Raw genomic sequence first — 13,933 nt, 5'->3', positions numbered from 1 at the left:
GGAGCTGGTGTGACTCACCGAAACATCATCTGGCTTGCGGCCTTCTGGCAGTTCATCTACATGGTGGACTTTGTGATGCCGCTGCCGCTGGGGCCCGCATTGAGCCGCGAACTTGGGTTCGCTGCCCCGAATGTGGCTTGGTTGTCGGTGAGTTACACCCTGGCATCCCTGCTGTCAGGGTTGGGTGCCAGCCTCATCGTGGATCGACTGGGCAAGAAAAGGGTCATCCTGGGTGGGCTCACATGCTTCGTGCTGGCCAACATGGCAACCGCCTTTGTCAATGACTTGATGGGGCTGTTGTGTTGCCGGGCCTTGGCCGCAATCGCCGGGGCACCTGTCGTGGCCACCATGATGGCCGAGGTCATTGACCGAGCCCCCTCGGATCAGAGAGGGCGGGCGATCTCTGCCGCCATGAGTGGGGCCAGCCTGGCGGTCATCCTGGGTGTGCCCATGGCGCTGGGTGTGGCCAACCTGGCGGGATGGCGGGCGGCGTTCGTTCTCATGAGCATCTTGAGTTGCACGCTCTTGATCCTGGTTTGGCGGATGAAAATGGGCGTTCATGCCGTTGGTGATACCTCAGGTCTCGCCGCGTGGCGTCAGCTGTGGGCCTTGCCCGGGGTGAGGCGCGCCTTTTTATTGCAAGGCTTGAGCCAGTTCTCCACTTTTCTGATCATCCCGGTGCTGGCCACCTTCCTCGTGACCAACTTGCGCGTCTCGCCGGGCCTGATCCCATGGGTTTATGCGTCGGGTGGGCTGGCTGCGTTTGCTTGCATGCGCTTGTCAGGAATGGGCGCTGACCGACTGGGGTATCGCACCCCATTCATGCTGGCATGTTTTGCACTGATCGCGGCCATGCTCCTCTTCGCATGGGGTGTTCCATCAGACCATCCCTTGCTAGCCGCCACCGTGTTCACCTTGTTCATGGCCGCCAACGCCGCCAAGAACGTGGCCTTGGCTTCGCACACGGCAGGCGCGCCGCCGCCCGGCATGAGGGCAGTGTTCATGAACGCGCAGGGCAGCATGCAGGACGTGGCCATCCTGGTCGGATCGATGGGTTCACTGGTGTTGCTGTCCCAGTCTTCGCCCGAAGCCCCTATGGAGGGGATGTGGTCCTTGATGTCCCTGGCGGTCATCGCGGTTTTGGCGCTGATCATCGTTGATGTCCAGGGCCGCAGGCGGGCAATGGCCTGCACGCGTGCCCGGGATCTGGATCCTCTGGCCTGAGGAATCGAGCATCACCGCCCGCTTGGCCCGGTCATCCGACGGCGTCGATTCATTTGTCCGGCCCCTTGCCATCCCGTGTGGCCAAGACTGCCAGCGCCAGCGCCAGCCCCGCCGCGAATACGCCGTAAGTCAACCACAAGCTTTTTCTGGAGAGGTGATGCTCAAATCCGGGTGTGAGGCGTTCAGGCACCATTTTGAAATCAGCCAACGCTGCCACGGCGGTCATGGCCGCCCTGCTCCTTCGCAGAGATTGATTTCACGATGGACCACGAACCCGCCCTGTGGCTTTCACGAATTCGGGGCATAGACGTGGTCGTCAACGCGGTGGGCATCCTGACCCTGTACGTCCAGGGCCCGGCCGCTCTTTTTCGCGCTTGCGCCATTGAAGGGGGCAGCCGCGTGGTTCAGCTGATCCAGCCTGTGCACATCGACGATCTGGCCAGCCTGGTGGTGCGGCTGGTGGAACAGCCCGAACTGGCACCTTGCAGTCGCATTGCCGCGTCGGGTGGGCAAGCCTTGAGTTTTCGAGACTATCTGGCGGTTTTGCGACGGTCTCTTGGAGCGGGCTGTGCGCGATTTCTGGCCGTGCCTGCCGCATTGGTGAACCGGTTGGCCGACCCGGCCTTGATGGCGGCGTGTCTGGGACGCTCACCACGAAGCCCGGAGGAATTCCTGGAGGCCACCCATGCCGATCTCTCTCAGAACGGCTGCATACCTGGCTTGGCTGCTGCCTTTTCTTCATTCCGAAGGGAACTGGTGGCATTGTGTGTGCTTTGTCTAAAACGCCCGCACCGAGCCGATTGACCCGTTCGCCGCCAAGCCAAGCGTCCACACGGCAAATGTGTTCGATGGGTTCAGGCGTTTGCCGAAAAACTTGCATCTTCCCCCCCCCACGACGTCCTGCTCGCTGAGCAGATCTCCCTGGTACGGCGATTGCTGAACGACAAGCACGGCACCCTTTCCAGGCAGGAGCAAGACCATGCAGCGACCATCACTCAGACCGATTGATCAGCAAGTCATCACTCAGGTGCCCATGTTGCCGACACCGATGATCAAGCCCGAGAGGGCGACGATGCAGATTGGACGCCAACAGTGCACTGAAGTGCCGCATTCGCGAGACGGCACCCTTTACGAGGCTGGCGAATCGGGGCGTGTCCATGGCCGCAGCGACCAGAACAAAGCCGACCGGGAGTTGGCTCGCCAGACCAATGTGCCGCCCCACGCCGTCGTCAACGGCGATTGAGCGAACATGCCGACTGACGAAAGACGCGCCCCGCTCGCGGAGGAGCATGCTGCTGGGGGAAGCGCTTTGCTCATCATTGACATGATGAGCGAATGGCGGTTTCCGAGCAGCGAGCCATTGTTGCGCCATGCAGCGCGCATCGCCCCGGCCATTGAGGCCCTGCGTGCACGTTGTGATGCGGTGGGGGTGCCGGTGGTCTATGTCAATGACAACCATGGGCGCTGGCGGTCAGACCTTCGAAAGGTGGTTCAAGATGCCTGCGCGCAGGAAGGCCCGGGTGGCGACATCGCCCGAAGTCTCGCGCCACGCGAGCGCGATTACTTCGTCCTCAAGCCCAAGCATTCTGGTTTTTACGCCACGCCTCTGGAGCTGTTGCTGCGACACCTCCATGTCGGACAATTGATCCTCACTGGCGTGTCCACCGAACACTGTGTTTCCATGACGGCCACGGATGCCTGCATGCGCGACTTCAAGGTGTGGTGTCCTGCAGATGGCGTGGCGTCGCACACGCCCGCTCTGCGCGACCGAACGCTGACGCAGCTGCAAGAGTCCCTTTGCATCTGCACCGATCCTTCCCCCAGCTTGCGCTTGCCTGAGCTTGTTTAGTCGCAGTTTGACCGACCACATCAGCCATGTCCGCAGATTCAGTGCAGTTCATACTCATGTACTTCCTCGTGCCGATGTGGGTGCTTGCAGGCTTCGTCGACTGGATATTTCACCGCAGGTCTGACATTGAACACCCGCGGTGCTTCTGGAAGTCAATGCGCTGGTGATCGGCTTGATGATCACGGCCTTCTTCGTTCACGAAGCCACCGCTTTGTGGGACGTGACCTACGCCGTCAGCAAGCGCTTGGTCAGCCCCGGCGAGCAGCATGTGCACAGCTTTCTGGAGCTGTTGCCACTCATGTGCATTGTCATGGTGTCGCTGTTGAAAGAGTCTCAGTTTCTGGCCTTGTTTGGTCTGGGCATCGAGTCGGCCCGTTTCGACATCGCGCTCAAGTCAGAGTCGCTTTCGGCTATCTACATTGCCGCATTGTTGGCCGCTGCCACGGTGTTCCCCCTCATCCCCTACCTCAACGAATTGTGGAGAGGAGTTCGTGCCCGCAATGAACCCTCTAACGCGTAGGTCCAAGCCATGAGCGCTGACGAAATCATCCAACTCTTCACCTTCACCATGTCGCCGCTGGAGCTTCTGATCCGCGGGTCCGCCATGTATTGGTTCCTCTTCCTCATTTTCCGGTTCTTGCTGAGGAGGGATGTCGGTTCGATCGCCATCTCAGACGTGTTGTTGCTGGTCATCGTGGCCGATGCCTCGCAAAACGCGATGGCGGGCGACTACAAGTCCATCGCCGACGGCATGTTGCTGGTGTCCACCATTGTTGGCTGGAACTACCTGTTGGACTGGGCGGCCTTCCGCTTCAAGCTGATTCACCTCTTGCTCGAGCCTCCCAAGCTGCCATTGATCCGGCATGGACAGGTGCTTAAGCGGAATCTGCGCAAGGAGTTTCTCGGTCAGGATGACTTGATGAGTGAACTGAGAAAGCAAGGCGTTGACGATGTGAAACTGGTTCGCCATGCCTACATGGAGGGCGACGGCCACATCAGCGTCATACGGTATGACAACCAAGCCCCTCGGCGTGCTGAAGAACCTTTGCGCTGAGATCCCAAGCTGGGGGGCGACCTTTAAGGTCGGCGGTGCTTCTTCAGGGGGCTTCGGTTAACGCCAAAGCCACCCATGCCCTGAACTTGCTCAATCAACCGCTGGGCGATTTGACCGCACACCAAATCGCAGAGTTGGTAGGTGCGAGGGTCTGCGATCTGGTAGTAGACGCTGGTGCCTTTGGACTCGCGAGACACCAGCCCCAGCTTCGCCAGCAGCGCCAAGTGCTTGGACACATTGGCCTGGCTGCAGCCCAGCAATGAGGTGAGTTCACCCACGTTCAGCGGGCCGTCCCGCAAGGCATTGAGCAACTTCAGCCGCAAAGGCTCTGCCAGTGCTCGGAAGTAGTCCGCCACATGCTCCAACGCGCGATCGTCCAAGGCTTCCATCGTCGTTCCAACCCGGTTTGTCCAACTGGTCGAAATCATAATCCCATCCTGACTTGCGTGCATAGCTACATGGCGATATAGTATTGATAAATGATTTCGTAGGCAAGGAGAAGCAGGCATGAACGCATCCCAAAACAGAATTCCTTCGTCATGGATGGCCTTGGGGCGTTTGCTGAGCGTTGTGGCGTGTTCCTTGGGGGCATCATCTTGGGTTGCTGCGGCTGATCCAGGGGCCGCGCTGAAGACGGTTACCGTCCAGCGGGTGGCGGGGCAGGGGGCCTATTTGGCAGATGCCACGGTTGAGGCCGTCCGTGACGCCCGTTTGTCCAGTCAGGTTCCGGGCCGCATCATTGAAGTGTTGGTCAAAGCGGGCGACCGCGTGCAAGCGGGCCAGGTTGTGGTGCGGCTGGATCAAAGCGCGGCTGCCCAGCAAGTCATGGGCAGCCAAGCGCAACTCGCACAGGCGCAGGCCATGCTGCTGGCAGCAAAGGGTGACCATGAACGTGCGCAGCAGCTCTACAAGAAGGAATACCTCAGCAAGGCTGCCTTGGACCACGCGCAGGCTCAATACAAAGCCGTTGAGGCGCAAGCCCGAGCTTTGAGTGCTCAGGCTTCAGGCGCATCGGTGCAGTCCGCTTACTTCACGATCCGAGCCCCCTTTGCGGGATGGATTTCGCAGGTCAACGTGAGCGCGGGTGACATGGCCTTGCCAGGCGTGCCCTTGCTGGCGGTGTATGACCCTGCCGCGTTGCGACTGGCGGTTCAGGTGCCGGAGTCGGTCGCCTCTTCGCTGGATGTCACCAAGCCCGCCGAGATTGAGCTGCCCAACGAGATGGATGGCCCGCGCCAGCTCTTGGGGGTGCGCACCACAGTGCTGCCGTCGCTGGATGCAAGCACCCACAGTGCCACGGTGCGCATCGACATCGCGGGCCCGGTGCCCCCGCTTTTGCCGGGGCAGTTCGCGAAGGTGAGTTTGCCGCTCAAAGCAAGAACAGAAGGTCTCGCCCCCAGGGGGCAATTGATGGTGCCCACGGCCTCGGTGGTGGAGCGCGGAGAATTGACGTCGGTGTACGTGGTGACCACCCAAGGCGAGGCACGGCTGCGCCAGGTTCGCCTGGGCCGCTCGTCGGGCGCGCAAACCGAGGTGCTCTCCGGTTTGCAGCCCGGAGAGAGGGTGGCTGTTGATCCAGTGGCCGCAGCCCAAGCGGCCTTGCGCTGAGCCCCCGGCAGAACGGACATCCCCATGACACATTCGAATCCTGATCCTGATGACCGCGCACCCCTTCGCTTGGGCGTGTCTGGCCGCATTGCCGCATTTTTCCTGACGGCACGCATCACGCCCTTGCTGGCCTTGGTGGCCTTGCTCTTGGGAATTTTTGCCGTCATGGTGACGCCACGCGAGGAAGAGCCCCAGATCGACGTGACGATGGCCAATGTCATCGTGCCGTTTCCTGGCGCCTCGCCCAAGCAGGTCGAGCAGTCTGTGGCCGGGCCAGCGGAACAGGTGTTTTCTCGCATGCCGGGCGTCGAGCATGTGGTGTCGGTGTCGCGCCCCGGCGTGGCCGTGCTCACCGTGCAGTTCAAGGTGGGCGTGTCGCGCACCGAGGCCATTGTTCGCCTGCATGACACGGTGGCAGCGCACCGCGATTGGCTGCCGCCTCAATTGGGCGTGGGTGAGCCCATCATTCGCCCCAAGGGCATCGACGATGTGCCCATCGTCTCCTTGACCCTGCATGGCGCGGCCAAGGCCAATAACGAGGCGCCCAGTGCCTACGACCTGGAGCGTGTTGCCCACGCCATGGAGGCTGAACTCAAGCGCGTGCCTGGCACCCGCGACGTGAGTACTCTGGGTGGACCAGGCCGCGCGATCCGCGTTGAACTGGACGCGGGGCGGATGCGCTCGTCAGGCGTCACCGTGGCAGACCTGCGCGGCGTGTTGCAATCGGCTAACTTGGGCTTGCCTCTGGGCGAGACCATCGCCGAAAACCAGTCCGTGGCCATCGAATCGGGTCCTTTCCTGTCCAATGCCGATGAGGTGGCCGGCTTGGTGGTCGCCGCACGCCATGGCCGCCCCGTTTACCTGCGGGATGTGGCGCGTGTGAGCGATGGGGCCTTGCCTCCAGCACGCCATGTGTGGTTTGGCCAGCGCAGCGAATCGGGGGCGCCGCTGGAGACCGATGCCGTCACGATGACCATCACCAAAAAATCAGGTGAGAACGCGGTGGACGTGGCGCAGGCCGTGATCGCGCGCGTGGCCGAATTGCGCAACACCGTGGTGCCCGCCGACGTCGAGGTCAGCGTCACGCGCAACTATGGTGAAACGGCCAACGACAAGGCCAAGAAGCTCATTCAGAAGCTGCTGTTTGCGACGGCCTCGGTCGTCGGGCTGGTGTTCATTGCCCTGGGGCGCCGTGAGGCGGCCATCGTGGGCATCGCGGTGGCGCTGACGCTCACGGCCACCTTGTTCGCCTCCTGGGCCTGGGGCTTCACGCTCAACCGGGTGTCGCTGTTTGCGCTGATCTTTTCCATCGGCATCCTGGTCGATGACGCCATCGTGGTGGTGGAGAACATCCACCGCCACATGCTGCTCAAGCCGGGGCGGCCGTTGCTGGAGATCATCCCCGCGGCCGTCGATGAAGTGGGCGGCCCCACCATCCTGGCCACTTTGACCGTGATCGCGGCCTTGCTGCCCATGGCCTTTGTGAGCGGCCTGATGGGGCCTTACATGAGCCCCATCCCCATCAATGCCTCCATGGGCATGTTGATCTCGCTGGCCATCGCCTTCATCTTGACGCCTTGGTTGTCCAACCGCTGGTTGAAGGTCAGCGCAGCTCCTCAGCATGAGGGGCATGGCGGAGGCGGCCTGACCGCCAAGTTGCTGCCGTTTTTCACCACCCTGTTCAAGCCGTTTCTCGACAAGCAAAAGGGCCACGCCAACCGCATCAAGTTGTGGCTGGGCATCCTGGGCCTGATTGTCTTGTCGGTGTCGCTGCCGGTGGGGCAACTGGTGGTGCTCAAGATGCTGCCCTTTGACAACAAGTCCGAGTTCCAGGTGGTGCTCGACATGCCTGCTGGCACGCCCCTGGAGCGCACGGCCAGCGTCTTGCAGGCCATGTCGGCCGAACTGGCCAAGGTGCCTGAGGTGAGCGACTGGCAGGTCTACGTCGGCACCGCCGCCCCCATCAACTTCAATGGCTTGGTGCGCCAATACGACTTGCGCACTGGGGGCGAGGTGGGCGACATCCAGGTCAACCTGGTGGACAAGCATGACCGCAGCGCGCAAAGCCACGCCATCGCCATGCGGGTCAGGCCTGCGTTGCACAAGATCGCCGTTGCCAGTGGTGGCCGTGTCAAGGTGGTGGAAGTGCCGCCTGGCCCGCCAGTGATGTCGCCCATCGTGGCTGAGATCTATGGCCCCAGTGACGCTGCCCGGCTTGCCGCTGCGCGTGCGGTGCGCGGCGTGTTCGACGCCACACCGGGCATCGTCGATGTGGACTCGTCTGACATTGCCACCGCGCCCAAGCAGCTGTTGGTGGTGGACCGCGAGAAGGCCGCCATGTTGGGGGTGCCCCAGGCGGCCATTGTTAGCACCTTGAGGGCGAGCTTGGCGGGCGAGGATGTGAGTTACCTCCACAACCAGTCCAAGTACCCCGTGCCGCTGCACTTGAGCCTGCCGGTGAGCACCCAAGGCGACACCAGCGAGATGTTGAAGCTGTCCGTGCGATCGAGCAGTGGCGCCCTCGTGCCCATTGCCGAACTCGTGCGCACCGTGCAGACCACGCAAGACCAGCCCATCTGGCACAAGGATTTGCTGCCCGTGAACATGGTGGTCGCCGACATGGCCGGTGTGCCCGATGCGAAAACGGGTGTCGTGCAGGGCCTGGACAGCCCGCTGTACGGCCTGGCGGGCATGCGTCCTGCCATTGCCAAGCTGGAGGTGGCCGGAGGGCACATCCAGGAGTTCTTCACCACGCAGCCCACCGACCCTTACCGTGCGGTGTCCCTGAAGTGGGATGGCGAATCACAGATCACCTACGAGACCTTCCGCGACATGGGTGCCGCCTACGGCGTGGGCCTCATCCTGATCTACCTCTTGGTGGTGGCGCAGTTCGGTTCCTACCGAACACCTTTGATCATCATGGCGCCCATCCCCTTGACCATCATCGGCGTCATGCCAGGCCACGCTTTGCTGGGCGCCCAATTCACCGCCACGTCGATGATCGGCATGATCGCGCTGGCTGGCATCATCGTGCGCAACTCCATCTTGCTGGTCGACTTCATCGAGCTGCAGGTGCGCGAGGGCGTGGCCTTTGGTGAGGCGGTGATCCGATCTGCGGCCACCCGTGCCCAGCCCATCGCGCTGACGGGGCTGGCCGCCATGGCGGGGGCTTTCTTCATCCTGGACGACCCCATCTTCAACGGCCTGGCCATTTCCCTGATTTTCGGGATCTTGGTGTCCACCATGCTGACCCTTGTCGTCATTCCCTTGCTGTACTTCCGCACCTACCGGCATGAGCACGGTGCTTGAGCCGCACCCATTTTTTTCAGAGGAAACGACCATGACTTCCTGGCAACTTACCCGCGTCATCGCTGGCGCCTTCATTCTCCTGTCCCTGGCATTGGGCGCGCAGGGTAGCCCCCTGTTCCAAAGCCCGATGTGGTTGTGGTTCACCGCCTTCGTGGGCATCAACTTGCTGCAAAGCGGCCTCACGCGCTGGTGCCTGATGGAACGCATCCTGCGCAAGCTCGGCTTGCGTGCCGCTGATTGATCTTAAGGAGCACAACATGCACATTGTCTGCCCTGAATGTGGCGCCACCAACCGCGTGCCCCCAGCCCGACTGAGCGAACAACCGGTGTGTGGCCGCTGCGGTGCCGAGGTGGCCCCGGCCAAGCCTGTGGCACTTGGTGACGACCGCTTGCCTGCCTACCTGGCCAAGACCGAGGCACCTGTGCTGGTGGATTTCTGGGCCGAATGGTGTGGCCCGTGCAAAGCGTTCGCGCCGCACTTCGCGCAGGCGGCGGAGCAACGGCCCGGGGTTCGCTTCGTCAAGGTGGACAGCGATGCCTCTCCCAAGGCCTCGATGCGTCACCGCGTGCGCAGCATCCCCACCATCGCCTTGTTCCTAGGGGGCGACGAGATCGCCCGCGCATCAGGCGCCATGTCGGGGCCTCAGTTGCTCCAGTGGGTGGACACCCAACTGGCCTTGGCCAACAAGGGAGCTTGACCATGCGCTTTCGTCATGTGGCCTTGAACGCCGGTATGCTGATGGCTGCCTGTGGCGCACAGGCCGGTCAGGATCTGCTGGTTGATTGGCGCGCAGCGGCTGCCCACGATCCCGCCTACGCCGCCGCCCGTGCGGGACGGGCCGCTGGGGTGAGCAAGGCCGATCAGGCCAAGGCCTTGTGGCGACCCACCGTCATGGCCGCAGCGAACCTCGGTTGGGCATCTCAGACCACCAGCACCCAAGGGGCGGGCTTCGACGCACCGGGCTTTGGCGAATCGTCAGACGTGGCGTTCAAAACCCATGTGGATGGGGGCAGGGCACAGGGTTGGAGCCTGATGCTTCAACAACCCTTGATCAATGCCGACCGCTCTGCGTCGTCCAAGCAGTTGGACTTGCAGGCCCAATTGGCTGATGTCGCGTGGCATCAAGCGCAGCAGGAACTGATCCTGAAGGTGAGCCAAGTTCACTTTGACGTGCTGGCCGCGCGCGTGGGCTTGAAAGCCGCGCAGAGCGAACAAGCTGCTTCCCAGCGAGCGCTGGGCGAGGCCAAGGAGCGCTTCCAAACGGGTGGCGTGCCGGTAACCGCCGTCCACGACGCCCAGGCCCGGCGCGACATGGTGGCGGCTCAGGTTCTTGCCGCACAAGACGCCTTGGCCATGAGCGATGACGCTTACGTTGACATGACAGGCCTGCCTGCGGAGCAAGCGGTCGATCTGCCTGAATCTTCGTACCTTGGGCCAGCACTCGCGCCATTGGACGAGTGGCTTGGGCGTGCTCAAACTGACAACCCCCATGTGCTTCAGGCACGCCTGGCGGCCGATCTGGCACGAGCCGATGTGACGCGACATGGCGCGGTGGCAGGGGCCACCTTGGACCTGGTGGCGCGGGCCAGCGAGGACCGGATACAGGGGAGCGGCCCCTATGCAAACGGGTCTGACGGCGCCAAGGGCAATTCTGGCGTGCGTTGGCTGGGCGTTCAACTCAACGTGCCTTTGTTCACCGGCGGCATGCGTTCATCGAAAGAGCGAGAGTCCCTGGCCTTGGCCGACCAAGCCCAGTCACGCAGTGAAGCGGTTCGGCTTGAGGTGGGCCGACAGACCCGCTCGGCCTGGTTGGCTGTCAGCACAGGGGTGGCACGCTTGCGAGCCCTGGAGCAGGCGAGATTGTCTGCAGGCAAGCGGCTGGACGCCAGCCGCACGGGCTTTGAGGTGGGCGATCGCACGGTGCTGGACATGCTGGATGCCGAAAGAGAGCTGCACACGGTTGACGTGACTTTGCAGCAAGCCCGCCATGCGGTGCTGCTGGGGCGACTACGCCTGGCTGCCGCTGCTGGTGGCCTGGACGAGGCTGTATTGCGCGATGTGAACCAATCGTTTGCAGAGCGGAGCTTGCCGTGATGGCTTGATCCATACCACTTGCCTCAACCCCGGGGCAAGCGGCCTTCCCGAGTCGGGGCTGAGGAGACACACCATGAAGCACATCGTTGTATTGGGCGCAGGTACAGGTGGCATGCCCGCCGCCTATGAGTTGCGCAACAAGCTGGGCGCCGAACACCGCATCACGGTGGTCAATGCCAGTGAAACCTTTCAGTTCGTGCCATCCAACCCCTGGGTGGCGGTGGGTTGGCGCAAGCGCGACGAGACCACGTTCGAGATCCGGCCCTATCTGGCGCGAAAGGGCATTGAGTTTGTCGCCCAGTCGGTCAGCCAGATTGACGCCGCAGGCAACATGCTCACCTTCGCCAATGGCGATCAGTTGCGCTACGACTACCTGGTCATCACCACGGGCCCCAAGTTGGCCTTTGACGAAGTGGCAGGTGCCGGCCCCGCAGGCCACACCCACTCGATCTGCACCATCGACCATGCCGAGAAAACCTGGGACAGCTACCAGCGCTTCCTGGAAGACCCGGGCCCTGTGGTAATGGGCGCCATGCCCAGCGCCAGCTGCTTCGGCCCTGCTTACGAATTCAGCTTCATCGTGAACACGGACCTGCGTCGTCGCAAGTTGCGCAACAAGGTCCCCATGACCTTCGTGACCCCGGAGCCTTACGTGGGACACATGGGCTTGGGCGGAGTGGGAGACTCCAAGAGCATGCTGGAGTCGGAGTTCCGCAACAACGACATCAAGTGGATCACCAACGCCAAGGTGACCAAGGTTGAAGGCGGCGTCATGCATGTGACCCAGCTGGACGAGCGTGGCGAGGTGTTCAAAGAGCACCAACTTCCGTTCAAATTTTCAATGATGATCCCCGCCTTCAAGGGGGTGGAAGCCGTCGCCAATGTTGAGGGCCTGTGCAATCCGCGGGGGTTTGTGTTGATCGATGCCCATCAGCGCAGCCCCAAATACCCCAACATCTACTCGGCGGGGGTTTGCGTGGCGATCCCGCCCATTGAGCCAACACCGGTGCCCACCGGTGCGCCCAAGACGGGGTACATGATCGAGACCATGGTCACGGCCATCGTCGAAAACATCGCAGCCGAGCTGGCCGGTGAGGCACCGCACGCCAGAGCCACCTGGAATGCGATATGTCTGGCCGACATGGGCGACACCGGTGCGGCCTTTGTGGCGCTGCCTCAGATCCCGCCGCGCAATGTGAACTGGTTCAAAAAGGGCAAGTGGGTGCACCTGGCCAAGGTGGCCTTCGAGAAATACTTCATGCACAAAATGAAGACCGGCAAATCCGAGCCTGTGTACGAAAAGTACGTGCTGAAAGCCTTAGGGATCGAGCGCCTCGAAAAATAGAGGGGCGCGGTGAAGCCAGCCTTCTGTCGGCTCAGTCCGCCTGACCGAGGGCTTTGAGCTTGCGGTACAGCGACCTGGTGCTGATACCCAGTTTTGACGCGAGCTCGGCTCTGCTGCCTTGGTGGTTTCGCAGGTGAGCCATCAACAGATCGGTTTCTACCTCGCGCAGTGAGCGGGTTTCGCCAGCAGCCGACGAAGGTGCTGCGCTGACGAGTGACGCCGTTCCTTGGCTTGATGCCCGGGCAGACAAGGCGTTTCGTGCGTCGGTGCTCAGCGATTTTTCGATGTGCTGAAGGCCGACCACGTCGCCATCACACAGCAAGGTGGCGCGCTCCAACACATTGCGCAACTCCCGGATGTTGCCCGGGAAGGGGTAGGCGGACAATCGGTCCAGCGCAGCTTGAGACAGACTCAGCCTGCGGCCATGGGCCACCCGTGTCAGCAGGGCTTTGGCCAGCAGGGGGATGTCATCGGCGCGCGCCCTCAAGGGCGGCAGCCCAATGGGGAAGGTGCTCAGGCGGTAGTAAAGGTCTTCCCTGAAAAGACCTGAAGCCACCATCGCCTGCAGGTCGCGGTGCGTGGCCGCGATGACACGGATGTCGCTCCGCCTCAGTTCCGTGCTGCCCACCCGGCGGTAAGTGCCACTCTCCAGCAGCCGAAGCAATTTGACTTGCATGCTCAGGGGGATGTCGCCGACTTCGTCCAGGAAAAGGGTGCCGCCACTGGCGGCCTCGACCAGGCCCGCCTTGGCCGTGTTGGCGCCGGTGAAGGCGCCACGCTCGTGGCCAAAAAGTTCGCTTTCAAACAGGGATTCGCTCAAGCTGGCGCACTCGACCACGACCAGCGGCGACTGGGCACGCTTGCTGGCCTCATGCACGGCCCGGGCCACCAGCTCCTTGCCCGTGCCCGATTCACCCAAGAGCAGCACGCTGGCATTGGAGGGCCCGACACGCGTGGCCAACTCCAGCATGTCTCGAAACGCCACGGAGCGCCCGACCAGGCCCTCGGAGACGGGCGTGCCCTTGGCCACGTTCAAGGCTTCCATCTTTTCGATGAAATAAACCTGTTGCCCTTGGGCATTGCTCAGCGGCACCAGTTCAATGTTGACGTAAGCCTCGCCCTTGGGCGTGTGGTGCAGGTGCAGAACGCGCTCGCGTTGCCCAGAGGCCCTGGCCATCGCCATCGGGCAGCTTTCACCACTTTGATCGCAAGGTGCCTGAAAGTGGTGGGAAACCTCATAACACGTTCTGCCGATCACTGAGGCTTGCGTGCCGAACTGCCGCAGGTAGGCCGCATTGGCCGCCAGGATCCGATAGCGGTCGTCAAACAGGATGTGCGGCTCTGGCAGCGACTCCAGGTAGCACTTCAACTCAGGCAGGGCATTTGACATGGCAACCTCGGAATCTTGCTGCCATTCTGGCATGACTGCCAAAGTGGCGCATAGCGAGC

General features: G+C 62.3%; 15 protein-coding genes. 12 read left to right on the top strand and 3 right to left on the bottom strand.

Annotated features, from left to right (window positions below; all coding sequences use genetic code 11):
* The first annotated feature begins 9 nt into the window (after window positions 1–9).
* Window positions 10–1,224 carry an MFS transporter gene (locus PSV38_RS19905; RefSeq protein ID WP_300550612.1) on the top strand — a complete coding sequence of 405 codons (1,215 nt, stop codon included), beginning with the start codon at window positions 10–12 and terminating at the stop codon, window positions 1,222–1,224.
* Between the two features lie 49 nt (window positions 1,225–1,273).
* Here the strand turns inward: PSV38_RS19905 and PSV38_RS19900 are convergent, their stop codons facing one another.
* Entirely contained in the window at window positions 1,274–1,450 is a 177-nt protein-coding gene (locus PSV38_RS19900; protein ID WP_300550610.1) for a hypothetical protein, read from the bottom strand.
* A 35-nt stretch (window positions 1,451–1,485) separates the two neighbouring features.
* Between PSV38_RS19900 and PSV38_RS19895 the strand changes: the two genes are divergently transcribed.
* From PSV38_RS19895 to PSV38_RS19875, 5 genes are all read left to right on the top strand, one after another.
* Window positions 1,486–2,028: a hypothetical protein gene (locus tag PSV38_RS19895; RefSeq protein ID WP_300550608.1), complete on the top strand. Its 543-nt coding sequence runs from the start codon at window positions 1,486–1,488 to the stop codon at window positions 2,026–2,028.
* Between the two features lie 268 nt (window positions 2,029–2,296).
* On the top strand, window positions 2,297–2,467 hold the full coding sequence (locus PSV38_RS19890; RefSeq protein WP_300550606.1) for a hypothetical protein: 171 nt from the start codon (window positions 2,297–2,299) through the stop codon (window positions 2,465–2,467).
* 66 nt (window positions 2,468–2,533) lie between these two features.
* Window positions 2,534–3,073, top strand: coding sequence for an isochorismatase family cysteine hydrolase (locus tag PSV38_RS19885; protein ID WP_300550604.1), 540 nt, complete (start codon window positions 2,534–2,536; stop codon window positions 3,071–3,073).
* Between the two features lie 139 nt (window positions 3,074–3,212).
* Entirely contained in the window at window positions 3,213–3,593 is a 381-nt protein-coding gene (locus tag PSV38_RS19880; RefSeq protein ID WP_300550602.1) for a hypothetical protein, read from the top strand.
* A gap of 9 nt (window positions 3,594–3,602) precedes the next feature.
* A complete protein-coding gene (locus tag PSV38_RS19875; protein ID WP_300550600.1) occupies window positions 3,603–4,127 on the top strand; it encodes a YetF domain-containing protein in 525 nt (174 codons plus the stop codon).
* Window positions 4,128–4,150: 23 nt separating this feature from the next.
* Here the strand turns inward: PSV38_RS19875 and PSV38_RS19870 are convergent, their stop codons facing one another.
* The gene (locus tag PSV38_RS19870; protein WP_300550598.1) at window positions 4,151–4,516 is read right to left on the bottom strand and encodes a metalloregulator ArsR/SmtB family transcription factor; all 366 of its coding nucleotides are present in this window, start codon (window positions 4,514–4,516) and stop codon (window positions 4,151–4,153) included.
* Between the two features lie 118 nt (window positions 4,517–4,634).
* Between PSV38_RS19870 and PSV38_RS19865 the strand changes: the two genes are divergently transcribed.
* The 6 genes from PSV38_RS19865 (at window position 4,635) to PSV38_RS19840 (ending at window position 12,484) form a co-directional block, all read left to right on the top strand.
* Window positions 4,635–5,735, top strand: a complete 1,101-nt coding sequence (locus tag PSV38_RS19865) for an efflux RND transporter periplasmic adaptor subunit (RefSeq protein WP_300550597.1) — start codon at window positions 4,635–4,637, stop codon at window positions 5,733–5,735.
* Between the two features lie 24 nt (window positions 5,736–5,759).
* Window positions 5,760–9,044 carry an efflux RND transporter permease subunit gene (locus tag PSV38_RS19860; RefSeq protein ID WP_300550596.1) on the top strand — a complete coding sequence of 1,095 codons (3,285 nt, stop codon included), beginning with the start codon at window positions 5,760–5,762 and terminating at the stop codon, window positions 9,042–9,044.
* 31 nt (window positions 9,045–9,075) lie between these two features.
* Window positions 9,076–9,285: a DUF2892 domain-containing protein gene (locus PSV38_RS19855; protein ID WP_300550595.1), complete on the top strand. Its 210-nt coding sequence runs from the start codon at window positions 9,076–9,078 to the stop codon at window positions 9,283–9,285.
* A gap of 16 nt (window positions 9,286–9,301) precedes the next feature.
* Entirely contained in the window at window positions 9,302–9,742 is a 441-nt protein-coding gene (gene trxC, locus PSV38_RS19850; protein ID WP_300550594.1) for a thioredoxin TrxC, read from the top strand.
* Between the two features lie 2 nt (window positions 9,743–9,744).
* On the top strand, window positions 9,745–11,139 hold the full coding sequence (locus PSV38_RS19845) for a TolC family outer membrane protein (protein WP_300550592.1): 1,395 nt from the start codon (window positions 9,745–9,747) through the stop codon (window positions 11,137–11,139).
* Between the two features lie 73 nt (window positions 11,140–11,212).
* On the top strand, window positions 11,213–12,484 hold the full coding sequence (locus PSV38_RS19840) for an FAD/NAD(P)-binding oxidoreductase (RefSeq protein WP_300550590.1): 1,272 nt from the start codon (window positions 11,213–11,215) through the stop codon (window positions 12,482–12,484).
* Window positions 12,485–12,515: 31 nt separating this feature from the next.
* Here PSV38_RS19840 and PSV38_RS19835 read toward each other — a convergent pair whose 3' ends face one another.
* The gene (locus tag PSV38_RS19835) at window positions 12,516–13,874 is read right to left on the bottom strand and encodes a sigma-54-dependent Fis family transcriptional regulator (protein ID WP_300550588.1); all 1,359 of its coding nucleotides are present in this window, start codon (window positions 13,872–13,874) and stop codon (window positions 12,516–12,518) included.
* Window positions 13,875–13,933 lie beyond the last annotated feature (59 nt).

Source organism: Aquabacterium sp., assembly GCF_029946005.1.
Taxonomy (GTDB): domain Bacteria; phylum Pseudomonadota; class Gammaproteobacteria; order Burkholderiales; family Burkholderiaceae_C; genus Aquabacterium.
Note: the sequence above shows the minus strand (reverse complement) of the source record. Positions and strands in the feature narration are given on the sequence as shown.